At 52.6% G+C, this 23,685-nt stretch carries 25 protein-coding genes and 1 pseudogene; 11 read left to right on the top strand and 15 right to left on the bottom strand.

Annotated elements, in window-relative coordinates; genetic code table 11:
• Positions 1-60 precede the first annotated feature (60 nt).
• Positions 61-534, top strand: a complete 474-nt coding sequence (locus PKB_RS21680; protein ID WP_043254411.1) for a hypothetical protein — start codon at positions 61-63, stop codon at positions 532-534.
• Between the two features lie 152 nt (positions 535-686).
• Here the strand turns inward: PKB_RS21680 and PKB_RS21685 are convergent, their stop codons facing one another.
• The 3 genes from PKB_RS21685 to PKB_RS21690 all read right to left on the bottom strand — a co-directional run bounded on the left by PKB_RS21685 (position 687) and on the right by PKB_RS21690 (position 2,933).
• Positions 687-932: a type II toxin-antitoxin system CcdA family antitoxin gene (locus PKB_RS21685; protein WP_043254413.1), complete on the bottom strand. Its 246-nt coding sequence runs from the start codon at positions 930-932 to the stop codon at positions 687-689.
• Positions 933-1,385: 453 nt separating this feature from the next.
• Entirely contained in the window at positions 1,386-2,129 is a 744-nt protein-coding gene (locus tag PKB_RS29680; RefSeq protein WP_156958059.1) for a hypothetical protein, read from the bottom strand.
• 132 nt (positions 2,130-2,261) lie between these two features.
• Positions 2,262-2,933, bottom strand: a complete 672-nt coding sequence (locus PKB_RS21690; RefSeq protein WP_043254415.1) for a hypothetical protein — start codon at positions 2,931-2,933, stop codon at positions 2,262-2,264.
• A gap of 520 nt (positions 2,934-3,453) precedes the next feature.
• Between PKB_RS21690 and PKB_RS21695 the strand changes: the two genes are divergently transcribed.
• From PKB_RS21695 to PKB_RS21725, 6 genes are all read left to right on the top strand, one after another.
• On the top strand, positions 3,454-4,305 hold the full coding sequence (locus tag PKB_RS21695; protein ID WP_043257628.1) for a hypothetical protein: 852 nt from the start codon (positions 3,454-3,456) through the stop codon (positions 4,303-4,305).
• Between the two features lie 449 nt (positions 4,306-4,754).
• Positions 4,755-5,093: a hypothetical protein gene (locus PKB_RS21700; RefSeq protein WP_043254417.1), complete on the top strand. Its 339-nt coding sequence runs from the start codon at positions 4,755-4,757 to the stop codon at positions 5,091-5,093.
• A 550-nt stretch (positions 5,094-5,643) separates the two neighbouring features.
• Positions 5,644-6,966: a type II toxin-antitoxin system HipA family toxin gene (locus PKB_RS21710; protein WP_043254421.1), complete on the top strand. Its 1,323-nt coding sequence runs from the start codon at positions 5,644-5,646 to the stop codon at positions 6,964-6,966.
• Positions 6,967-6,971: 5 nt separating this feature from the next.
• Positions 6,972-7,337, top strand: a complete 366-nt coding sequence (locus PKB_RS21715) for a helix-turn-helix domain-containing protein (protein ID WP_084166819.1) — start codon at positions 6,972-6,974, stop codon at positions 7,335-7,337.
• A gap of 374 nt (positions 7,338-7,711) precedes the next feature.
• Entirely contained in the window at positions 7,712-8,965 is a 1,254-nt protein-coding gene (locus tag PKB_RS21720; RefSeq protein WP_043257632.1) for a tetratricopeptide repeat-containing protein, read from the top strand.
• 517 nt (positions 8,966-9,482) lie between these two features.
• The gene (locus PKB_RS21725; RefSeq protein ID WP_043254423.1) at positions 9,483-10,346 is read left to right on the top strand and encodes a DUF4231 domain-containing protein; all 864 of its coding nucleotides are present in this window, start codon (positions 9,483-9,485) and stop codon (positions 10,344-10,346) included.
• Positions 10,347-10,541: 195 nt separating this feature from the next.
• On the opposite strand, the gene PKB_RS29295 is transcribed toward PKB_RS21725, so the two are convergent.
• From PKB_RS29295 to PKB_RS29300, 5 genes are read right to left on the bottom strand one after another with little or no spacing between them, the layout of a single operon-like run.
• Positions 10,542-11,009, bottom strand: coding sequence for a TIR domain-containing protein (locus PKB_RS29295; protein ID WP_084166689.1), 468 nt, complete (start codon positions 11,007-11,009; stop codon positions 10,542-10,544).
• The gene (locus PKB_RS21730; RefSeq protein WP_043254425.1) at positions 11,009-11,602 is read right to left on the bottom strand and encodes a 7-cyano-7-deazaguanine synthase; all 594 of its coding nucleotides are present in this window, start codon (positions 11,600-11,602) and stop codon (positions 11,009-11,011) included. Before PKB_RS21730 ends, PKB_RS29295 begins: the two co-directional genes overlap by 1 nt.
• Positions 11,599-12,297 (bottom strand): 8-oxoguanine DNA glycosylase, encoded by a 699-nt coding sequence (locus tag PKB_RS21735; RefSeq protein WP_043254427.1) that lies wholly within the window; start codon positions 12,295-12,297, stop codon positions 11,599-11,601. The genes PKB_RS21730 and PKB_RS21735 overlap by 4 nt, the downstream gene beginning before the upstream one ends.
• Positions 12,294-13,706 carry a toll/interleukin-1 receptor domain-containing protein gene (locus tag PKB_RS21740; protein WP_339325527.1) on the bottom strand — a complete coding sequence of 471 codons (1,413 nt, stop codon included), beginning with the start codon at positions 13,704-13,706 and terminating at the stop codon, positions 12,294-12,296. Before PKB_RS21740 ends, PKB_RS21735 begins: the two co-directional genes overlap by 4 nt.
• A 31-nt stretch (positions 13,707-13,737) precedes the next feature.
• A complete protein-coding gene (locus PKB_RS29300; protein WP_084166690.1) occupies positions 13,738-14,898 on the bottom strand; it encodes a carbohydrate kinase family protein in 1,161 nt (386 codons plus the stop codon).
• A gap of 820 nt (positions 14,899-15,718) precedes the next feature.
• Here PKB_RS29300 and PKB_RS29685 point away from each other — a divergent pair.
• A complete protein-coding gene (locus PKB_RS29685) occupies positions 15,719-16,231 on the top strand; it encodes a DUF6367 family protein (RefSeq protein WP_167333374.1) in 513 nt (170 codons plus the stop codon).
• Positions 16,232-16,477: 246 nt separating this feature from the next.
• On the opposite strand, the gene PKB_RS29305 is transcribed toward PKB_RS29685, so the two are convergent.
• The 7 genes and pseudogenes from PKB_RS29305 to PKB_RS29310 form a co-directional block, all read right to left on the bottom strand.
• Complete coding sequence (locus PKB_RS29305; RefSeq protein WP_084166691.1) at positions 16,478-17,353, bottom strand: TIR domain-containing protein; 876 nt, start codon at positions 17,351-17,353, stop codon at positions 16,478-16,480.
• A 337-nt stretch (positions 17,354-17,690) separates the two neighbouring features.
• A pseudogene (locus PKB_RS21750) lies at positions 17,691-18,702 on the bottom strand (IS30 family transposase); the annotation flags it as partial.
• Between the two features lie 666 nt (positions 18,703-19,368).
• Positions 19,369-19,548: an antitoxin VbhA family protein gene (locus tag PKB_RS30620; RefSeq protein ID WP_422613516.1), complete on the bottom strand. Its 180-nt coding sequence runs from the start codon at positions 19,546-19,548 to the stop codon at positions 19,369-19,371.
• 4 nt (positions 19,549-19,552) lie between these two features.
• Positions 19,553-19,966, bottom strand: a complete 414-nt coding sequence (locus tag PKB_RS21755) for a transcriptional regulator (RefSeq protein ID WP_043254433.1) — start codon at positions 19,964-19,966, stop codon at positions 19,553-19,555.
• Positions 19,959-20,270: a hypothetical protein gene (locus tag PKB_RS29690; RefSeq protein WP_156958060.1), complete on the bottom strand. Its 312-nt coding sequence runs from the start codon at positions 20,268-20,270 to the stop codon at positions 19,959-19,961. Before PKB_RS29690 ends, PKB_RS21755 begins: the two co-directional genes overlap by 8 nt.
• Before the next feature lie 44 nt (positions 20,271-20,314).
• Positions 20,315-20,848 (bottom strand): DUF6957 family protein, encoded by a 534-nt coding sequence (locus PKB_RS30625; RefSeq protein ID WP_422613517.1) that lies wholly within the window; start codon positions 20,846-20,848, stop codon positions 20,315-20,317.
• 50 nt (positions 20,849-20,898) lie between these two features.
• A complete protein-coding gene (locus PKB_RS29310; RefSeq protein ID WP_084166692.1) occupies positions 20,899-21,633 on the bottom strand; it encodes a metallophosphoesterase in 735 nt (244 codons plus the stop codon).
• Between the two features lie 478 nt (positions 21,634-22,111).
• On the opposite strand from PKB_RS29310, the gene PKB_RS21760 reads away from it, so the two are divergent.
• Genes PKB_RS21760 through PKB_RS29315 form a run of 3 tightly spaced genes read left to right on the top strand, consistent with a single transcriptional unit; the run spans position 22,112 to position 23,662 of the window.
• Positions 22,112-22,444, top strand: coding sequence for a helix-turn-helix domain-containing protein (locus tag PKB_RS21760; protein ID WP_084166693.1), 333 nt, complete (start codon positions 22,112-22,114; stop codon positions 22,442-22,444).
• The gene (locus PKB_RS29695; protein ID WP_156958061.1) at positions 22,444-22,884 is read left to right on the top strand and encodes a hypothetical protein; all 441 of its coding nucleotides are present in this window, start codon (positions 22,444-22,446) and stop codon (positions 22,882-22,884) included. Before PKB_RS21760 ends, PKB_RS29695 begins: the two co-directional genes overlap by 1 nt.
• The gene (locus PKB_RS29315; protein ID WP_084166694.1) at positions 22,871-23,662 is read left to right on the top strand and encodes a metallophosphoesterase; all 792 of its coding nucleotides are present in this window, start codon (positions 22,871-22,873) and stop codon (positions 23,660-23,662) included. Before PKB_RS29695 ends, PKB_RS29315 begins: the two co-directional genes overlap by 14 nt.
• Positions 23,663-23,685 lie beyond the last annotated feature (23 nt).

A 23,685-nucleotide genomic window follows, 5' to 3' on the forward strand; every position in this document is an offset into this window, starting at 1 on the left:
TTTTACTAAGAAAAATCCAACCCCAGGCAGTTATTGGTTGCAAAAACAAGGATGCAGTAAGTGAGTCTGAAAAGAATTTACGCACTCAAGAGCCTTCTCATCACCGGTGCCGCATCGCTGCTTCTAGCAGGTTGCGCAGGCGCTCCGCTGGGCCTCGATATGGGGCAGAAGCCCATGGCAGGCGTTTGGAAAGGCGATTTCATCTGCCCGCAGCTACAGATGAGCAAGCAGTCGATAACCATAACTCTGCAGGACGGGAATCTGCCGGGCGCCGTGAATGGTGTCGTTGAGAACCATCTGATCTACGCTGGCCAACCGCAGTACCTAAAGTACACCGTGGTTGGCTCGAACATCGGCGGTCACGTGGTACTCAAGCCGAAACAGCTGATCCAGCGCAGCCGAGAAGACTTCATGATGGGTCCTATCGAGGGCAACATGGCCGACGCCAATACGCTCCAGGCAGTGTCCTGCAAACGCCAGAATCAGTTCCCGATCAAGCGGGTCTCCAGTGCCGAGCAGAGCGCTCTGCGCTAATCGAATCTAACTGCTGAAGGGGCCCTCGTGGCCCCTTTGCTTTTTTGGCGGGTGGAGTCGCTGGCGTTGAGTTCCCCCGATGATCAGGAAGCGTTGGATAACGACGCCCCCTAGTCCACTAGCCTCTTTCTTGTGAGCGGCGAGCTAGGGTCTCAGAAATTTCGTAGTCCGTCGCTGAACACCCCGCAAGCGTCGACATGTTCGTTGTAGGCCTTGATCGATTGGCGGTTCTCTTCCAACCACCTCTCATGCTGCTTCTCCTTCAGGGCTTCGATCAGCGCCCGCTCCAATACCTCAGAGAAGTCGATGTCCAAGTCCCTAGCTTTATTAAGCAAGTCGCCATTCACGCTGACGTTGACTGTCCGTTTGGGGGCATGAGGGTCGTAGACGGAGAACATTGCATTCCCTCCCAGGTGTTCGTGCCCACAGTCTCGAACTTCTTCCTGAACATCCATAGAAGCCATGAGAGAACTCTAATTGGTGATATTTTGATTGCACGCTACTTTTCTGCGGACGGACTGTCCAGCGACCGGTTGAATCTACAGCCGATGGCGCCTGTCGCGAAGGGCTGCAATTGGCCGATTGCCACCTATCGTGGCCGGAAATCCTGCGTCGAAAGCAGGCGCGTATGTAATCCGGAAATCCAGAGAGGGGACGCAATTCACCGCCCCCCCCTTTCGGCCGGTCAGTTGGGCTCCTGGCGGATTTGAGATGCGACACCCCCTCCGCTCGCCGGTCGTGCGCCTGTAGGGAAAATCAGTGCGCGTTGTATTACGCCGGATCTTTGGGGCACGAAGAGAGTTTTGTATCCTATTAGTTAGAAACTTGTCGATAACTTCTATCAGCCGCGTTTAGGAGGCGTCAACTTCGCACATGTGAATGCATTCAAGAGACAGGGTGCGTATCGAGTTAACGCAGGTATATCGGCCGGGGATATTCTTTTTCAATGCGCACTTTGCCAGCGCTTCTAAAGCTTCGGCAATTACGGCGTGCGTATCCTCAGCACTTTTCAACGTACGGCCAGCGACTTTCTTTTCATGAGCGATTATGTTTCTATCTGCCTGAGCGCCGTTAATGCGATTTTTTAGGTTGCTGCTGTCTTCCAGTTTGCATATTTTGAAGGCTCGTTCCAGCACACTCCCATACTTACCCTGAGTCGCGGAGCTTGATGCCTTTTCGGAGAGGCTCTTGATTAATCCGTTAAAGTCTCCAGCGTCCAGGATTTCGTTTAGCGAAACCAATCCTTTCTTATCATCTAGCTTAAGGTGGTCGTGCATCAACTTTGGATTTGATATGAACGCATTTCTAAAGAAGTCTTTCGCAGCCACCTCAAACGTAGTGGCCAATGCCATGATTGTTAGCGCTGAAAAATGATCCAGTGATTCAGTGAGCGAGCGCTTGAATTCTTCGTCTATCTTTTTCTTTATGTCAATATCGTAATTTACCTCACCAAATGATATCAAGGTTTGAGAATTGGCGTGCGCATCAATTGCTGATTTGCTTGAGAAAATCTCGTGCAAATCTTTTAGGGCAATATAATCTCTAAGGGCTTTTGAATACCAATGATCAGCATCAAAAAAATAATTGCCTTGCATGTTTGCGTCCTTCCGCTCGGCGCGACAATGATTGCGCTCTTTGATTTAATATTGGATCCTGATAATAATTTGGCCTCGCCACCGCATAAAACATTACCAGACTTATCTACGTGCATCCTTTTTAAGAAGTTATTAAGCTGCGCCATCGCGCATCACCATGATGGAGGTCGTAATTAAGTGCACACCTGAGACGAAGTAATTCTCTAGGTAAAATCTTTCACTTACGGGATCAAAGAAAAGGCCCTTCTTTCCGATGGAGCAGTCTAGAAAGTCGCGACTTAGAAATTGACCGAGAGGACGCATTGCACCGAGCTTTTCCGCTATGGGGCGGCTACCTCTGCTCTCAATAGCCGCGAGGGCTGTGCACGCTTTGTACCCGGTAGATGAGAAATCTACGATGAGCCCTCCGCCAAATTTCGTCTCCATGAGCACAGCTTGCTTGTATAAATCTGTCTTTTTACCTCGCCAGTTCATCTTTGACTGGAAGACTAGACCTTTTCGAAGAATGACGGCACCTAGCTGGTCGGCTATCTCGATCTGAAAGAGTCCATCGGACCCGTACTTCCGCTCGGGAGCCCCTGGCCCTCTACCGCGGATTTTCCGATAGTCAATCTTCACGACATAAGTGCCTTCAGAGCTTGAGAACACTACTGGATCGCGCATTGCAATTGATTGCCCCAGTGCACCCGATACTGAATCTTCGTCTGCTCGGTGCAGGTCAAAAAATGCTTCCGCGTCAGCAACTCCAGCGAGGTAGCGGTCTCTCAGGCTGTCTAAAACGAGTGATGGGAGCAGATCGTGCATGGGTAATGATGACCTAACTATAAATAGGCGACATACATGAGGGATTGTTTCCTGTCACTTGTGTCGCATGAAATTTCGTATTCACACGCAACCCGATTGAGCCAGTTGAGTCAAATTTTGAGCGCGCGACCCGAGCAGTGGAGAAATAGCGACAAGACCTGCCATGAGGTTACGAAGGTGATGGCAGTGTGTCTATGGCTATGGGGCAAAAGCTCGAGCCTGTGAGTGTCCCTGTTAGGTCGATCCCTGCTCGGCCCATGGCAGTCGCCCGCAGGTAAACGAATCCGGCCAGGAGCGGGCGTTATTTGAATCGCCCCGGTTTTCCTAGAGGTATTGAAGTCTCAGAAGGAGGCAAGCCAAATAGATTTTGATTAGACCGCTTCTGGCCGGTCTCTGCCGGTCACGACCGGCGACTCCCGACCATGAACGGTCATCCGGATGCGCAGAGTTTTGGAAGTTCAGGCGACCGTTGTACCTTAGGGGCGGCACGGGCTTCTGGATGATTGCGAGGACAGGTAGCTTGCTGAATTTCGATAAATCGTGGCGCTTCAAATCTCCGGGGCCAATCCCGCAAGGCGTTGTCCGTGGTTTTTACGATCTAATCGAAAAAATTGCGGCTCAGGGGGAAGTATGGGGCGCGGTTGAGCAATGCAAAAAACGCTTCGGCGGGACTGGTCGAAGCAGCAGCCTGGACTGGGCGTGGAGTGATCTATATCGGGTCATGGAGAGCTCTGCTGAGAATGCGCCTGTGTTTGTCGAGGCTTTTTGGAATTGCTGCGTGGATCTCGAACAATCCGGTTTAGGTGTGCCGGACCTCCAGATTGTCAACGCTATCTTGGCAGAACATGATGCGGGCTATGAAATTCAACTGCCTGATTTAATCGCAACGCGCACCTATACGCCGATCACCGTACCGCGTTGGGCGCCCTCGCTGGATGAACAGGCCCGCGCGCTTATCGACGAATGCCTGGCGGAATCTGAACGGCTGCTCGATGCAGGTCAGGGCCGGCGCGCGGTCCAAGAAATTCTTTTCCTTCTGGAGTCGATCACGACAGCCTTTCGGGGCATGGGCGAGGACCCAGTCACGATTCAGGGGAAGTATTTTGGGCCCATCATTAGCGAGATGAAAAAGCGGGAGCGCGGCAAGGCGCAGGAAAATATTCTTACCTGGATGACGACCTTGCACGGCTATCTTTCATCACCAACGGGAGGCGGGGTCCGCCACGGAACCGATCTCAAAGAGGGCATCGCAATCCAGCCGCACGAGGCGCGTCTGTATTGCAATCTTGCGCGCAGCTACCTCACCTTTTTGCTGGAAGAGCACGATCAGCAGACCAATGGCGCGTCCTCTAGGCCGTGGGGCGCATACTAGCCCATCAATGATGGCTTCAAGGCGTCGTTCAAGCGTTTGACCTTGGATTTGGCGGCCCTTTGCATCGACTGTTGTAACAGGCAGCTTTGGGTAGGATGCTGCCCTTCGCTGACGAACTCGTTGGGGCGATCACGGTTCGTTCTAGATGAACGAACCGTGCTCATGTGAGCCAGGCGATGAGCAGGTGGTCGAAAATCCCTCAGTGACCGACATGTGACTTTCCAGTCACACTTCAGGCAAAAGCAGCCAGCGCCCTATGGCATCGCGCGAAGTCCCCAAATCGTCCCTGGAGGCCGCGCCGCAGGCCACTCCAGCCCATTGACCACCTAGAAAACACCGGTTATTTCTCTAGGGGTTCGCCGCGTACACAAAAGTGGTCGCGGCGGTGACGATTCGCCTACCGCTGGATGCCATGAGCGAATCTGAATGCCTACCCTACTGGAGACATAATGCAGTTCACACAAGGACCGACTGGCGACAAAACCCAAATCCGCAATGTCCGTGGGTACTGGTTTGGGCCCGACAGCCTTGCTGGGTTCGGGCTGCGCCTTCCTACTGACCTACGTTCAGTTGGCGATCACGCTGATATCCACTCCGAGGAGTGGGGGATTTGGTACAGCTCGCATCTGCGGCGCTACTACCTCGTACGCTACGAACCCCACAACTATGAGTGGTACGGGATTCGGTTGGCGGCAAGAAGCGCACGCGCAGCTCAGGTGGAGCTCGACGAGATGATGCGTGAAGCGGATGACGCTGTTGCCTACGAGCGGCACCACAGAAGCAACTAAGGAAATTAACCACAGCAATTGGGACCAGGGGCCATCGACCTGCAACGGCCCCTGATCGCTGCATCAACCTACTGCGCCTGCCGGCATGTAAGGGCATCTTGGACAGGAGCCAGGGGATCCTTGGGTCCATATTCAAACCATGTACGTCGGCAGGTTGTTCAGGCTGCCGTAGACGAGGTCTTGGAGATCGTCTACGGCTGTAGCGAAATCGCCCGCCAAGCCGGTGAAGCCAGTACAGCCGGCGAGCACGGAGCACGATTCAACCACCAGCCCTCTTCCGGGACTTTCGCTGTAAGCGATCCACTGGAGCATGGTTGGTGCGCGATGGAGCCCGTTTGACCCGCGAGTGAGCTCTTAAGGCTTCCCTGGTAGTTTTCCAAGCCTCTTCACAGCGCACTAAAATGCGCCAGCGGGCGAGGAAAAGCATTCAATAGCGTACTATAATGCGCCAAAACCAAACATTTACGCCGCCTGAGCGCAGTATAATGCGCTATCCCTACGATTAGGCTATAGTTCAACGCATTATAGTGCGCTGACTCATGGTTTGGTCATGCCCAAAGAACTCACCGTCCAAGTATTCGCCGATGGCACCTGGCAAGACGCCTACAGCCTGAAATTTGAGGATCCCATCGATCCTCGCGAGGGAACCTGCATCAGTGGTTACCTCATCGATTTCTATCTCAAAAACATGGAACACGAGGACTCATACCTCGCGCACTCGGTGAGCGTTGTGCACCGCCTGGACATGAACATCAGCTCCTCGAAAGGATACCCAGCATTCCTGCTGGACATCATCCCGGCAGGCGCGGCGTTCCGTTCGCTGAAAAAACGCTTCGCGGCCATCAAACCGGATGACGTTGCCCTCGAGCTGTTCCTTCTGGAACGGTGCACACCGTCGCCAATCGGGCACATGCGGATCAAGGAGTCGCTTCCCTATCTCGATGAAGGCGAGCCGATGGGGTTCACCCGCCAGGAAGTGGCCGAACGAAACGCCGACTTTCTCGAATATGCCTACGAGCAAGGCGCAGCCATCGGCGGAGCGACGGGGGCCGGCGGTGAAGCCCCTAAGCTGCTACTGGCGGAAAACCACAACGGCCTAATGTTCGCCGAGGCCACGCTGCCGGTCGACCAGACCACGCGACACTGGTTCGTGAAATTCCCCAGAGGCCGAGCTGCGGCTATCGACAAAGACATCCTGAGAGCCGAGTACCAGTACTACCGCGCGATCACCGAGATCGGCATGAACACCATCTCGACTAATGGGCTGGAGCTGATCGATGACGGTGAGCACAGGCCAAGCCTTTGGATGCCCAGATTTGACCGCGAGGTTACCCCGCACGGCATTCTTCGCCATCCGATCGAGTCGATCTACTCGGTGTGTGGCGTCACTGAGAATGGTGCATTCCTGGGGCATGAGTTCGTAATGATCCGCCTCCTCGAGACCTGGTTCGCGGCCGGGCAGGATGATGAAATCCTCGATCTGGCTATCGAGTACATCTCTAGGGATCTACTGAACCGAATCCTGGGCAACTCGGACAACCACGGCCGAAACATCTCGATCATTCGAGACGGCGGCAAGTTGAAGCTTGCGCCTATCTACGATTTAGCCCCCATGGTTCTCGACCCTGACGGAATTTCCAGGGTGCTCAAATGGGAGGGCGAGAAAGCGGGCGCACCGGACTGGTGGGAAGCGTGCCACTCGATTTTCGATACGCAGACGGGTGATGAGGTTTACGAAGGTGTTCGTCAGGCTGCGCAACGCTTTCGGGCATTACCCGATCTGCTAGTGAACCTGCCAGAGAGCGTGCGCAACGCGCAGATCATTCCGCTCAACAACCTGGATACTCGCCTGAAAGAATGGGGGTTGATGTGAAAGAGATGACCCTGGAAGAACGTAAGGCTTTCATTCAGGCTGTGGCCGATGACGTCGCCCAGGGAAAGCTGACGCTCGGCGGCGCCGTTAAACGTCTTCGGGAAAACGTCCTGGGCGTAAACCAGGAGCGCTTCGCTATGGCCTGCAAGATTTCGAAACGGGCGCTGTCTCAGTTGGAGGTCGATAGCGGCAATCCGACTCTCGCGACACTGGAAGCCGTATTCAAAAAGTTCGGACTAAAGATCAGCCTGGCTCACCTTAGCCCAGCCGATCTAAACGCCGCAGCCGCTCAGAAAAGCAAGATTGGCTTTGGCACTCCTACAGTCGCCCCTGCACGGCCTCGCTTCAATTCACCAGGCAAGCCGATTTAGGCTCTCATACGCAGCAACTGGTTTTGCATCGGCACTAACAAGTGCCAGCTCAAAGTTAGATTCTGTTTCGCCGATGGCATTGGTTCCCAGGCAGGATTGCTCAAGGCAAGGGGAGGAGGATAGTCTGTTCAGGGCCAGTGGCAGATGGATATGCGAAAAAAGGTAAGGCGCCAGCTTAGGTTAGGGGTACTCTTCCCGTCCGCCGCTTTGGGTTGAATCTTCGTGACTTCGAGTTGCCGGCCACCGGTTTCTTGATGAACGCGGGCTACTTGAGCTGCGCCCCTCCGTGTCGATGTTCTCCGGAATATCTAACCGAATTTTCAATGATGTCAGGGAGGCGGTCAGCCTATCCCTTGTTGGAATGGGATATTGTGATGAAGGTATGCTTTGTCGTAATGGGGTTTGGCAAGAAAGTTGAGTATGAGACGGGTAGGGTTCTAGATCTCGATGCCACCTACGAGGCTATCATTGAGCCAGCTGTTTCGGGCAACGGTTTGAGGTGCATCAGGGCTGATGAAATCACGCAGTCAGGCATCATCGATGTCAAAATGTATGAGATGCTGCTCAGGGCGGATTTGGTAATTGCCGACATTTCCACAGGGAATGTGAATGCTGTTTATGAGTTGGGTGTACGTCATGCACTCAGACCTAACTCGACCATCATCATGAGTGAAGATCAGGGCAAACTGTACTTTGATCTAAATCACATCAGTACTTTTCGATATCAGCATTTTGGTGATGACATCTTGGCACGGGAGGCTAGAAGGGCGGTCAAGGATCTGGGGACGCTCATCGGATCTGTAATGGCGGCTCAAGCTGTTGACAGTCCGGTCTACACCTACCTGCCCAAACTGCTTTCCCCTCGTATGTCTGATGAGGAATATGAAGAGTTGCTTGGTGAGACCGAGGAGGCGCATCAGCGCTTCTCTCGGCACATGCGCGATGGTGAAACCTTCATGCGTCAAAGCAAGCATGAGCTGGCTTGCCGGGAGTTTTCTGCTGCCCGCGAAATGAGGCCCGGAGAACCTAACATTCTACAGAAGCTGGCGCTTAACACCTATAAGTCCAAGCTGCCAGACGAGCTCACAGCTCTGCGGTCGGCTTTCGAAATCATTGCACAACTGAATCCCGACGAGTCCAATGACCCGGAAACCGTAGGCATTGCAGGGGCCATCACCAAGCGTCTGTGGTTACTTGAGGGTGATCGATCTTCCCTAGATGCTTCGATTCAATATTACCGTCGAGGGTTTGAGGTCAAGCGTGACTATTACAATGGGCAGAATCTGGCGCAGTGCTTCGAGTTTCGCGCACAGGTTCAGTCCGCGCGTTCGGAGAAGTTTTTTGATTTCATGTGTGCCCAGAAGATCCGTCAGATGCTTCTGAAGTCGCTACAACCTGTTTTGAGTTCCGAGAATTTCCTAGAGAGGCCCGACAAACGTTGGATTTATGCAACTTTGGCCAACTGTTATTTTGCGTGCGAACAGCCTGAAAAAGCTGAGCCCTTTGAACAGATGTTTCGGGGCGCCGCCCAAGCCCAATGGGAAATCGATACCTACCAGACCTGGAAGGATGAGCTTTTCAAGATCCGGGCAGACCGGCTGGCGACGCTCACGCCGGATGAAAAGTAAAGTCAAAAATTACGACGAGAATCGCCGTAGTTCGCAAAAGGGATGAAAAATGGGGTTACCTAGAACGTTCGTGGGCTTCAGCAGCATTGATCGACATATGTACGAGCTGATGGGGCATGGAAAAAGAACACGCGCATTGACTTCAATTTTGCAGATTGTCAGCTGAACATGGCGCTGAACTCTGAGAACGAAGATTACATAAAGCGAAAATGCCGAGAACGGATTGACTTGGCGGGCACCTTCGCAGCAGGGCTCGCGTTCTAAACACAAGTATGTGCGCTGGGAGATCAAGGTAGCCATGGAGAAGAGTTGTAAGCTCATCGGCATCAACCTAGACGGTAGCCGTCTTCTCAATGCTGACCTCTGTCCTCCGATCTTGAAGAATGTTGGCGCAGTGTTTGTGCCATTTTCACCAGCGATTATTCAGCATGCCTTGACTCACCCAACCAACAGTGAGCTAGGTGACTATTATTACGCACCCGAAATCTACAAAAATCTGGGCTACAAGGATTAATCAATGCAAAATACAGACTTCCCAGGGTTATACCAGTCGGCTGATACCCTTTCTGGCAACGCCCAGAAACATTTTCTCGGTGCCCTTTTCAGTAATCTCTTGCTACTAGTGCTTGCAGCCCTTGCCTCCGTGATCAACTACCCCCACTGGGTTGCTGCGCTCATCCAATTTATGTTGCTGCTGCTCGCGCTTGCCAGTTCCGTTTTCCTGGCTTGGAAAAGACCTGAAAAGTCATGGTATTCAGGGCGAGCGGTTGCAGAATCCATCAAAACGATGACTTGGCGCTATGTTTCTCGCGCCGAACCCTTCGACAAGAGCGACGAAGAATCAAGGTCGCTGTTAATCAGTAGGCTACGAGACGTCGTGCAGCAAAATCCTGGTGTCTCGAACCAGCTGATCAGCCATGCTTCCGCACCTCAAGTCACAGATACTATGACGCAAATGAGGGCTCAGGCCTTTCCTCAACGGCGCGATACCTATATTGAGCACCGTATTAACGACCAGCTGGAGTGGTACAAACGTAAGGCAAAATTCAACTCCGCTGCCGCCAAATGGTTTTTTACCGGGCTGATCGTAGCTAACTTAATCGCTTTGGTTTGCGCTGGGTCAAAGATTGCTAATCCCGCGTTCCAGTATTTTCCTACGGATATTTTCATCACTGTTGCTGCTGGCATTTTGACGTGGATGCAGGCAAAGCGATTCACAGAGCTATCGACCTCATATGCACTAACAGCCAATGAGATTGCGCTTATCCGTGAGGATGCGTACGGGCTGGCAGAGGATGTGGAGCTATCAAAGTTTGTTGGTGACGCGGAGAATGCATTCTCTCGTGAACATACACAGTGGGAAGCACGAAAAGACAACTGATAAACCACTGCGAATTGTAAAAATTGTGAGGAAAGTTATTTTCGCAGCCGGATCCTCAGATATCATTATGTAACACTTGATTGGGAATGCCGGCAATGCTCTTCATAAAAAGCCAGATTCGCTTGATAGGGGGGGGCAGCCGTCAATGCTGATTGTAATTCCGAGGCCCAATCCGGGCCTCATGTATGGATGGATTTACTTCAGTTCGTTTGCTAGGCCAGACCAAGGTACCATTTTGATTCCTCGTTCAGAAATCCAACTAGGCTTCGCTCCGTTAAAACTATCTCCGGCGTGAGTTGCGATAACTTTTTTCCCTAGCTCCAAACTTTTTTCGACTTCCCATTTCACCCACTTGCTTTGTGCTGTATCGCCTGAAACATAGACGACCGTCACAGAACAGCGGTTGATGCGTTCGGTGATTTTCCGTTTTATATAATCAGCCTGATCACTATCATAAGCCTCCTTTACAGAATGATCGTTGAATTCAAGATCATTATTTTCGTTTTTTGTCTGCGCTCTAAGCAGATTGACTTCATCCATGTCCTCAGTCGCAAAGCTGATGAACACGTTGCGTTTGCCTTCGTTCAGCGCCGCCTTGGCCTTTTGTTCAAGCGACTTGACGTCGCCAAGGCGACTCCATCCTCCAGAGCTGCTCCCCCCCATTACTGTGCTCCCCCAAACTTGAATTCATTGCAGGCGATGCAATCCCCGCAGGGCTCGTCATCACCAAGGTGGCAGGAATAGGTTTGAGATATCCCTTTGGCTTCAGCGAGAGCGACAACGTCCTGCTTTGTGAATGAGGATAACGGCGCAAGCACTTTGATCGATTTCCCCATACATAGAGAGATCATTTGCTCAGCCTGTTGAAGGAATTGAGAAGTCTGATCAGGAAACAGGCTAGTGCTTTCATGCAGCAGGCCTATCGAAATGGCATCAGCATTTTTCTGATATGCATACGCGGCTGCGGTGAGCAGGAATAGCATGTTGCGACCAGGCGTAAAGGCATCGTCAATGATATGAAGACTCGGATCTGTGAGACCTGATCGAATCAGCTTACCGAAGCCCGACAAGGCTGCCACCTCTGGTTCAGGTAGTCCCAGCTTTCTCATTGCCAACTGGCAGGCCGCAAATTCACGATTGCGTGCACGCTGACCGTAATCGACAAAGAGAGGAAAAATTCGCAGACCCTTTTCAAGCGCCAGTTTGGCGACAAGGGTAGAGTCCAGTCCCCCGGAAACAAGGGTCACAATGCTCATAAAAATATAGCCTCCTGCTTGCGGTTTGCGACGCGCATCACAATCCATATCGCCCAGTCCAGAAGACCTACAGGGCAATCCATCTGTTGGGCATGATCACGAAGACGGTTTTCGTATCTGCCGTATTGGTTCAGTCCAGCAATTGATGCCTGCTCGCCTGAGCAGATACCCTGAGCCGACATGTAATTGAGCACGTGTCGATCCAGTATGGCCAAGTCATAGGTAACGCCACAATTACGCAAGAACATGCTCGCCTGCTTGGGGCCCATCCCGGAGGCGTTCGTCACAAGCCAGGCCCTCACGCCATTTACATCCCCGCTGATCAAGGCATTGAGGGATCCCCCAGCTTGGGACACTGCCTGCCATGTCGCTGCCAAGTGGGTCGCTTTTGCCCTCGGAAAACGGTAGAGCCGACGCTTGCCTTCGACATCTAGAGGGGTACTAAGCGCCGCGAACAGCTGATCAGCAAGCTTAAGGTGATCTTGCTCAGCGATGCGCAGATAGCCCAGCGTATCGATCCTGTCCGCGGCGGCCATTGCAAGTGGGTAAGGCACCTGACTGCTGAGGATGCAGCACGACAACTCCCACCATAGGTGTCGTTCATCCAGGACGGGGCCGGTGTCGATACGCTCCCGGATGTCTGGGCAGACTGCCGCGACCGCTCTGCAAAGGGCTTCGGCACTATAGATGGTCATTGAAAAATCTCCGGGAACAGCTTCTTAAGCTCAGGGGCGGTCAGTCCAATGCCTGTTGCGAACAACGTTGCGTCGTTGCTCGCAATCATAGAATGCATCAGTTGCCCAAACTCCTCATAATACTCCAGATTGTACAGTGCCACCTTGCCCGCATATTTGATATTCGGATCGGTGTCGACGATGTCAAGCAGAGGGGTTCTATCCCATAAGTGCTTGAAAAAATCGAAATGCTGGAAATGGTGGAGGCGGCCTCTGGTGGGGTCGATGCTGAACCGGCACCATTCGAGGCCATCAAAGGTGTCCGCGCCGGCAGCCACTAGCACCGAGATGCTCCAAGGATTGCCTGTGCCGAGCAAATGGATGGGCTGGTAAAAAGGAAGATTTTGTAGCTGAGCTCTGACACGTTTCATCGTTCGAGCGCGAAGTGCCAAGCCTGGGCCCAGCTCTCGCTCCGCTATGGCGATGACACCTGGACGGATACGATTGGCCACTTCAAAAACGATGTATGGAAGGCGTTTGAGTCCCTCTTCATCCTGCGACACGTGCACAATCGGATACACCGGCGCTGATGTGTGTAGGCGGTCTCGCTCGAACGCTTGAATGACCTCCTCAACTGCCATTTCCAGGTCACTGCTTGGTTCCAGGTTGTCAAAGCAAAACGCACAATCATGTGGCGTTTCAAGCAGAGCCTGATGAAACTCGGCCGCCGTCCATGTCTCGTCCTCGGTACGATCTGCCTCGTAATTGCCTGAATCGATGAGAACAAATCCTCCTCGCTCACGATAAGCTTTGATCTCCTCAATCATCTGATCCTTGTCCTCCGATCTTCTTAGGTCGTACGCGGACACCAGAATCGACTTCGTGCCATGAGCCTTCAGCACGCTCAATGCTTCTGCTGGCTTGAATTGGGTCTCGTGAGATGATACCGACATGAAAATGCTTGGGATCGGCAGTGTGTTGCTTTCAAGCGAGGATAGTCTCTCGGCGGGCCGCATTGCGGGCACCACTTCTTGGATTTTGACCTGAAGTAGCTTGAATACCTCATGGTCGGGCTCGCCTGACCAATGTTGGAAATTCACGGTGCTGAGGTTCCCAAAAGAATAGGGAGGATCGCTATCGTCAAGTTGCAGCGGGATGATTTTTTTACCGTATTTGGTGGCAAACCTTAGCTCATCTGTCACTGCTGGCTTGCTTGCGGATTCTGAATACAGTGCCACCACGCACGCCGCTTTCTGGAGGTTTTCTTTGATGGCAGCAGCGAAGTCGCCCACAATGCGGTCGTCCATCCACACAGTCCAAGACTTGGAAAGCAGATCGTGCACCTTTACCGCGATGTCCCGGTTCTCTCTGGCATAAATGATGTATACGTCCGCCATGTGTGGACTGAGCCTCAGCTGATTACATTCCATTGCACTACCCTGAGGGTGATGCTTTAAGTGTTTAAGGCATGCCTGGTGACAAAGCTTCGCCTGCCGCCCACGCAGTGAAATACAGAGCTGTTGTAAAGTCCGGTGTTGTCAAAGTATCTGTGGGCCATGTTGTATCCCTTTCTGCTCGCTCTTTGAGAACGATAATAGATGTGCCCCGAGCAGCATGTTCTGCAATGCGACCTACCGATTCTGGAGGGAGAGCATCCTCTATAACGAGTATTGCCTCGTAATTCCCGGTAGGAATTGCGGGCTCAATATTTGGACAAATCGCATTCACGCCTAATTCTCTCAGCGCGAAGCGAGCTTCCTCCAGCGCGTAACGCTGCCCGATCGCGTCGATTCCTGCTTCAATACAAACGGTGGCCCCGCGAGTTGCAAAGACGGGCTGGCGAGCAGCTAGGGCAGCATGCTCGAACTTGAATGTGCGGGTTTCGCAGTAGAGTGAGACAGCGCGGGAAGCGAGGTCTGCAGCCTCATGGGCCGGCATTCTCATCTGTGCCCAGTAGTGAGCAAATACCGCGCTGAACACATCCCCAGTTCCGATCTTGAAGACTCGGGCTGAGCGGTACGCTGGAACGTGAGTACTGCTTTGTGAGCCGTCATAGACCTTGGCGCCGTAGGGGCCTTGTTTGACGACAACGACCTCAGCTTTATGGGTTTGGATGAGATGATCGGCTGCCTGGTCGATGTTTTCTATGCCCGTAGCACTCGATATCTCCAACTCATTCATAACAAGGGCGAGTTCATCTGCCGATGATCCGTTAGCTGAAAATGGCTTCGGATTTCGCCACGTCTGTGGGTCATACACTGCACGGCGCGCCTTGACGACAGCATCACCCTCCAGAAAGCCGAACCGCAAAACCGCATTAGCCGTTACCTGCAGGGAGGGTTGAGTGATCAATTCCTCACGTCGTGGCTCTATATGTGGAGAAGAGAGAGGATGGAAATAGGCGAAAACAATGGGGCTTGGTCTTATCGCGACGTTGGCTGCGATGCCATAGCGCTCAAGTACTGTAATCGCCATGCTTTCGCTAGCAGCAGCATAGGTCGTGAACTCCGTGCCCGGTGAGAGTGCAGCGACAGTCAATGCTGCACGTGCACCGGATCCCATGGTCGCGTCCCACTCAGGTAGATGACACAGCTCACGGTAGAAGCCACCCACGATATGCATTCCTTACCTCGTAGTGAACCGCTCCGGCTTCGCGGAAGAATTTTGTTTGAGTCAGGCAGCAGTGGAGGCCGCTACCTAACTCTGCTCATGTAGTGCCTCAAATTCCGATGGCGGCACATTGCCATACTAGGTGCAGTCGTTGGAACGGGCAACACACAACTCGGCTAGGTTAGATGATGTTACTTCTTTGCGAGCGCTGCTGCCTCGCCAAGCAGTTTAGGTCCGACGTTATCTGGGCAGCTTCAACAAAAAAGTCATCGGCATTTCTAACTGGTGATAGGTCGCATCCTCACACCCAGTCCTTCATGAGAAGCATTTCGCAGAGCTGGAGCCAATCCCGGTAGTGAACCCTTTTGACAAGTTTCCACTGAAGATCGAGCCCGTAAAAATGAGGATGGAGAAGAAGGTATCCAAGCGCGAGTGTTTATTGGACGGAAGCTCTGGGGTCTTACAATTGGAAAACGTCATCGGATGCCAATTCATCGATGAACTACCCTACGAACTCCTGATGGGTTACCGTGTCATCGCCTACCCAGCTCGAAGTACAATCCCGCAAGGATCTTCACTGGAGAAGGGACCATGGGTATCAGCAGCATGTACATGTGCATCTATGGCATGATTCGAGCGGTTCTGTGCAAAATTTCCTGATCATGATCTTGATGAACGGATGGTGCATCGAGGATTGGATGCCCAGTTCAATCCGGTCTGTCATACGGTGGATAGTGTCGATGATGCTGGGCGAGTGGCGGCATCTATTCAATTGCGTCTGATAACACAAATCTAGACAGAGCGAACGTCCCGGAAATAGGCAGTGAGAGACATGAGCCTCAGCGATTACTTGAAAGCTGCATTGAATTCCGAGTCAAGCGACGAGCTTGATGAAATCACCGACTTGTACGTGACGTTACCAGCAGAGGCCTTCAGTTGCGTGACCATTTCCCTCGAAGGGAGTTGGAGGGAAATTGACAGCGTTTGGTCTGCCCGGTTAGACGCAGCAGATCCAAAAAACAATTCAAAATGTCACGTCCATATCTCCAAAACTAAGCATCGATCCTCAAAAGGCAAGCAGGTTTCCTGGAACGATGATGGAAGCCGGCATGATAAAAAAACATTCAACGCTAAGCTTGGGCAGAGCAGAAAGGTCCAGGCGATAGCAAGGAAAATTTTAGGTCTTGGTGAGTCCATAAGCCTTGAGAGCATTGACTCCAAGCAGGTGGTTGAAAGGACGCTTCTCAGCGGCTCTCCATCTTTTTCGAGTAATGGAAAAGAGGCGAAGGTTGAGTTCTACCTGGAAAAATCCACGGCCCACCTTCCTGCATGGTTACGTTGGTAGTCATTGGTGAGGGTGAGGCCCAGTCTTCACGCGCTCGAGTCGAGGCAGAAGCTGTGTAACGGAAATTGAGATCGTCTGATGGGACTTCTACTGGCGGATACGAAAAAGCCCACTTCCGGGGCGGGCTCTCACGTGTCTCCAAAGGGAGGCAATTTGCCAACAAAGTCTCGGAGCCAACCACCGTAGACTACATCCCACTGCCACCTTTGTCAGCAAGGATTAGGTCAGGGCTTTAGTCCCGCCTGCCTAGTTGCGCATCACCTTGTTCCAATCAATTTCGTACCCAGCGTCCTGAAGCTCCCGGCTCAAGGCTTGCTTCCAACCTTCGTCATTCATCGAAGTCCACACCACGCCTGCGAAGTCGCTTGGAATTTCAACCTGGCCACGATTCAGTGCACAGACTCGGTCACGGCCTAGGTAGCCAAGAAAATAGCCAAGCTCCAACAGGACGTTTTGCCTGGCACGTGGTTCCAATTGTCCGCCCTTTACGCAGCCTTCGTCGTCAGGCGTGAGCAGCACCACCGCAAATCCTACGTCTCGGTGTCCTTCAATCTTCTCGATTACGGTGCGACCACGATTTGCCTGTTCATGGAGAATGACTGGCTCAAGACCAAGTTTCTCAAGGAATCGAGCCACCGACTCTCTAGCTCCCTCGTCATGGCCGTGAACCACAAATACTCGATCTGAATGGACAGCTTTATTTTCAGGGGCCGAGGCGGTCTCGACATCCTCCGATGCTGGGAGATCTGCCAAGTCCTCCTTCAAGCTTTTCTGTGCTTGCTCAAGCAAAGCAATAGAGTTCAGCACCCGGCGTTGAATTGGCGAGTGGTAATCGATCCGCTGTCCGCTACTGATCATCATCGGGTAATACGTGAGGTCAGTGGCGGCAGCGTAGGTGCGATAGGCGTTGGTGTCCTCCCCGAAGCATCTGGTCAGACTATCCTTGATGGCAACCTCCAAAGCCTTCAGCTCGGGTGTATTCCCATCCCGGACGGTATTGAGGTCAAAAGCGCGAAGCTCTGCAATTCGTTCAGATAGCCGAGCAAGGCCACGATCGATCTCTTGAGATGTCAGTCTCAGCTTCGGTTGCGGAGGTGTAACAGAGGTGGTTTTTCGTGCCATGGTCTACGCATCCCTTGGTAGCGGTAGGCCATTATTGCTGATTTTGAAATGTCTGTTCACCCTCTGGGCCCACGGTCGCTTTTTCTTCAAGCGAGACTAACTTAATTATTTTTGCGAGGCGCAAACCCTCGTTGGCGGTTTCGCGAGACTGACTTTAATGTCGGCGCTGATTGAAAATTGACCCACCCTGCCGATTGAAAAATGACCCAGGGCGGCTTGCTGATTTTTACCTCAGCAATTGTGGATAAACCTAGCAGTCGCCAGGTGGGTAAACGAAGCTGACCCCAGCCACGGCATGGTGTGGTGAGGTCGCTTCGACTGGCTCAAAAAGGATCGTCTGCCGTAGCAGGCCGTTGGTGTTTTCATTCGTCCCGCGCTGCCAAGGATTCTGTGGGTCACAAAAGTAGACCTGGATATCCGTCGCCAGAGTGAATCGCTTGTGAGCAGCCATCTCCTTGCCTCGATCCCAGGTCAGGGATTGGTAGAGCTCCTGAGGCAATCGCTGAGCATTTTCGATTAGTGCATTCACCACTGTCTCGGTGTCCTTTTCCATCCACTTTCACCAGCATCACATAGCGGCTGTGGCGCTCAACCAGCGTGGCGATCTGACTGTTCTTACTGCCGCACAACAAATCGCCTTCCCAGTGCCCCGGTACTGCACGATCTTCAACGATGGCCGGTCGCTCGCTAATGGAAGTCGTATCGCTGATACGACCATGGTTACCGGTTTTCTGGGTGTGATGACGTGACCGGCGCATAGCACGACTACGGCGCAGGTACTCCAGTAATTCTTTCTTCAATGCGCCACGGGCCTGGATGAAGAGGCTGCGGTAGATGGTCTCGTGCGACACCTGGTAGGCCACGTCCGGGTAAGTACGCTTCAACCACCCAGCGATCTGCTCGGGCGACCACTGGATCTGAAGCTTCTCCGCAACAAGCTGCGCCAACTTTGGGGACTGGACAAGCTTGCAAAGCTTTGGGCGACGAGCCCTGTCCCATGCCGCCTGATCAGCCTGGTTGGCGCGGTAGCTTCGGCAACCACCGTTACGGTTGATCTCGCGGCTGATGGTGGATGGGGCTCGCTCCAGACGCATCGCGATATGCCGAATCGACTGGCCAACGGCAAGTGCTCTCGAAATCTCCTCGCGCTCAACCAGTATTAGCGCCAACCTGGAACGTCGTCGCTCGATTGGGCGGATGCCGCCTGTCTCCGCAAGAATCCCTTGGATCGAGGAATGGTTTCGGTCGAATAGCTGCGCAATCTGCTGGACCGCATCACCTGCCTTCCAACGATCCCAGATCAACGCCTTCTGGCTCTCGGTGTAGTAGATCCGCGGTCTTTGCTTCATCTGCAACACTCCTCCTGCTTACACAGGGTTCAGTGTGTTGTGTTCACCGGTTGAATCCACAGCCAGCTTCTGCCGGTCACAGCCGGCGACTCCCCGCCAATAGCGACCCGTGCGGTGGCCATGACTATGGCTCGTCCTAACTAAACCATGATCATGAAAGCGGACATCCAGCAGCGCATCACGAAGCGTAACCCAGGCGTTGGTTCCCACGACTCCTGACCGCTCCAAATAGTGGCAGAGGAACGCTGGAGGATCAAAATTCGCTAAACATGTGCAAAATTTTCATTTTCTCGCTACTGATCAGATCCATCGTCATCGAATAGATGATTCACCTGATGCATTCTCCTTAACGTTGCCATCGCGTAATTGAAGCAGGGCCTACATAAACGCATGCCCTCAGTCGAGCCATCGCGCCACTGTGCCTGTAGGACTCCGTGCCCTGTTTCTGCCGTAGTGGCGTCGCATACGTCGCAAATCACGACCTTGCTCAGCCGAAGCGCTGATCTGTCGCTAGGGTCTAGCGTTAGCTCTAGGGAATCGCCCTCCTCCCAGCCTTTAGCCCGGAGCAAGCTGTTGGGTAAATCGACAATCACGTCGCCGCTGCCATCAGCAGCATCACGGCAAGTTAATTTCCAGCGCATCGTTTACCCCGTATTTATCCAGAACCTAGTCTGCCGAAGGCTCGTAATGCCTTTTCATCTTGAAGATCATTTCAACGACGGAGATATCACCCCGTCGATATTGATCCGCAAGCTCTAGGAATTTTGCGCTAGGTCTAAGACCGGACAAGCGTGCGGAGGCTAGAGCCCGCTCTATATGCTGATCTCGTTTCGGGACTAGCACCATTTTTCTAAACGAACACTTTGAGCGGCAGATTGAAGCGATTCGATAGAGCACGAATCTGCTGCATATTGAGTGGCCGCTTACCAACTAGAACATCTAACACAACTGACCGGGTGCCGACTTCTGGGAGTTGATGCCGGGTTACTCGGTGCTCCTCCATTAGATAGCGCAGCACCTCATGGGGGGGCACGTCGGCGATTGGGAAGTGCTCGGCGTCATAGATGCTTATCGAATTTCCTATAGCCTGAGCAAGGGTGGACAGAGGATGGATTTCTTCATCTCCTATCAACGCCAGCAATTGGTATAGCATAGCCACGACTTCGTCGTATTGAGATTCAGACTGCGGCGGCGTCAGTAGCGGCTCGACGAAATGCCAATGCTCTACAGCCTGTTGCAGAGTTGCGCTATTCACTTTATTCATCCTTCTCTAATTCCCCCTCACCTCTTTTATCTATAACTCGTCCAAAGGTTCTTAGGATTTCTGCAGGCTCATCAAAGGGTTCCTGAATCGCTCGCTGAAATCGAAGATCTCCAAGCACACGAAAAAAGCATTCTTCACAAAGACGAATGTGATAACGCTCACCCTCATGGATTGCCCCTAATCTCCAAGTGGCTTGAAGGACAGCCAACTGCAGCTCTTGCCCGCCATCAGCGGTTGTCCTGCAGCAAGCGTCACAATAAGCTTTCACAGCCTGTGCGGGCTCTTCTTCATCGCCAACGATCATCTTCAATCTCCCATACAGGGCAAAGACTGAATTGGCTTCAGCCACTAGAACAGCGCAGCAAGATGCTGCCAATCACAAGTAGCCCTTCTACCGTCACCAGACAAAACGTAAACCGTATTTCGCGTCTCAAAGAGGCAGCCGCGTGTGAAACTGACTTCAAACGTACTTCGTACCCAGCCACCCGTTGGGAATCGGCAGGCCTGATCACGAACAATACAGCCTGAATAGAGGACTCTCGGCTTGACCGCTTCCGGTAGCCGCTCTCCCCGAGAAAATGTAACGTCCACCAGAACCCAGTCCCTAACCAGGCAGTAGCGTTTTAGTGGAGATACTTCCTTGGCAAGGGCCACTGCTTCGTCATCGGAAAGCCCGCTTCCTGCCACAGATTCGTACTGGGGCGTGTCGCCAGATACAACCCCCACAAGCGCGGCTACCCGGTCTATGCCACCTACATTTGCTGCATCCGGACGCTCTCTTCCGTTCATTAACTTTCCCTCCGTTGAGGACAGTGAAAATATCTGCGACTGGCTCCCCGCCAATACGCATGAGCAGGGTTCGTTGAGCCAAGACAGCCCCATATCACTCCACAGGCAAGTCGCCGACCTTTAAGGCCATCACCATATACACGCTATAAATCCACCAGGAAGTCAGACCTAAAACCAGTCAACTCGCCGGGATATCCACGCGGATTGCATACAACCCGTGTAGCACCATGAACGTAATCGCAGAACTGGTGTGTGTGCCCATGCACCCACAGGTCAATTCTTGACGCGAACAACTCGCTCCAATCATTTGCAAATGACGCATCTAGGTGAGTTCCACGGTGCGGACTACCATTCAGCGAGGCGAGCAAAGGGGCATGGTGGCTGACCACAACTGTTTTTCCCGGAAACGGCTCACTGAGTTTACTTTCTAGCCAAATCTTAAAATCAACCGCTCGCCGCATCAGATCATGCGGACGTATCTTTCGGTAATTCTCAGCCCGGATCAGTTGAAAATCGCGCATGCGCCACCTTGCCAATTCCTGCGCCTCATACAAATTGGAGGTCGCCTTATAGTCAGTCCACGCCGTCCCACCCAGAAATCTGACGCCGTTTATAATTATCTCTTCGTTATCAAGAGCGTGCACCCTACTCTGCGCCACGCCTTTTACTTTCAAGACCGTTTTATCGAGATGACCATGATAAAATTCGTGATTACCGCAGATATAAATCACAGGGCAACTAAAGTTTTCTGCAGCCCAACGAATGCCCCGCGTCTCGATATCGATATCACCTGCAAGAATTACCACATCCTCACCACAACCAGCATGCCGGTACATATCAAACTCATTATGAAGATCCGACAAGATCAATATTTTCATCGCTCCACCTCGTGCAGCCTCCGTAAATACCCCTCAAATAGCCCGCACTGCTCCTGCCGGTAGGTAGCGATTACGTAGTGATTTCCCGAAAGCGTGTGTGCAACTAAATAGCCAAATTGGCTACTCAGGCTCACGACTGGCGAGGTGCTTATCTGGCGCCCGTCCAGGAATCGGCAATAAATGTCGCCATACACTCGACCGACGAGATAGCCGAAAACCTCGCCAACGTCGGCGAGGTAGGCGGTTGGAGGGTTCTCGTCTAGTGCTGGCCACAGGCGCAATGCTCGGACGATCTCTGGCGGGTATGGCACTGCTGTCATGACGACGAACTCCCCTCTACGCTCCCAAGCTCCCAAGCTCCCAAGCTCCCAAGCTCCCAAGCTGGCAGGCTGGCAGGCTGGCAGGCTGGCAGGCTGGCCTTGAGTCGATTAATGCCAAATACTATAGACATTAAAAGCACTTTTGAACGGAGTATGCAATGGGCCGCGAACGTCCTCACCTGTATCCAATGCTGGAGCGCCTGCTGCTCGGATTCGGCGAGCGCATCCGTCTAGCCCGCCTGCGACGGGACCTATCTATGGTGGCCGTGGCCGAGGAGGCCGGGGTCTCGAGGGAGACCCTCAACAAGATCGAGCGCGGCGATCCGGGGGTTGCGCTGGGCAGCTACGCACGAGTGTTGGAGGTACTGGGACTGGCGGGGGACATCGACCTGTGGGCGCAGAATGACGACCACGGACGTCAATTGCAGGACGATCGGCTACCCAAACGGGCGTCTCGCCGTAAAGCCCCCAATGAGGGAGGTAATGACTGATGAGCCTTAGTGTTCTAGAGGCCTTTCGTGATGCCGATGCAGAATTTAGAGGCGCAATTTTCAACAGAGGACTGAATCGTGCCTGCTACCGGATCGTTGAAATTGAGGGATCGCAATGGAGTTTTCTACTACGAGCTGTAGACGAGCACTCCAGCATATGGCGAACCTACCTAATCCGATCTTTGCCCGATGCGGTAAACCTGGCGACCGACCCGATCTGGAAAGCTCACGAACTCTACGTCCTGTTTTGTTCACACGAGGAGGAAAAACCGAAGCAGGAATGTAAAAAAGTCCTCAACATCTTTGAAGCGACCTTCCCCTCACAGGGCGGTACATCTTTTGTCGTGGAAACTGCTGATGGGGACTTCACTGATGATCCAATTAGAGAAGATGAGACGGCAGTATCTCGAGTAAAAGTCTACTGCCATGAATATATGTGAGATCATCCCACAGCCAGTGTTAAAGCTTTGCATCCCGCCTGGGCGCAGAGTCTTTGTACTGGGTGACATACATGGTGCCTACGATTTAGTTGACGAAGCACTCGACCTTGTTGAATTCAACAAGAGCAAAGACCTCCTCATATCAGTTGGGGACCTCATTGATAGGGGTGAGAACTCCGACAAGGTCTTAGATCTACTTTCCCAACCATTTTTCCTCGCAGTGCGCGGGAATCACGAACATTTATTTCTTCTGGCACACGCGCAAGAATTCGTTGATATGAATCTTCTCGGCCGACTGGTCCGCGACTACGGCGCGTGGTGGTGGCTACTGATAGATGAGGAGCAGCAGGTAAAAATTCTAAATTCTCTTAATCCCCTACCTATATCTATCGAGATTTCCACGCCGCAAATGACGTTGGGGATTGTTCATGCAGAGCTCCCCAAGAGTATTACCTATTGGCAAACATTCCTTAGCCTTCTAGAAAAACGCGACCAGAGAACAATTCAAAGCGCTCTGGAGGGACGATCAAGGTTAACCTCGCAAAACGCCACGCCGATAAGCGGCATCGATTATATATTCTCAGGCCACACCATAGTGCCCGCTATAACAGCACTGGGAAACAGTGTATTCCTCGACACTGGAGCCGTATTCAGTGGCCGAGGCGCGCACCATTTATCAATACTGAACGTCGCGTCCGCGTTTACAGACACGTACGCCTCCCCAACCATCAGGACTTACCGTATACGGGTCTATGGCAACCCTGCAACCGAAATATAACTCAAGCAGCCAAACTGCCAAAT

The organism is Pseudomonas knackmussii B13 (assembly GCF_000689415.1).
Lineage (GTDB): Bacteria > Pseudomonadota > Gammaproteobacteria > Pseudomonadales > Pseudomonadaceae > Pseudomonas > Pseudomonas knackmussii.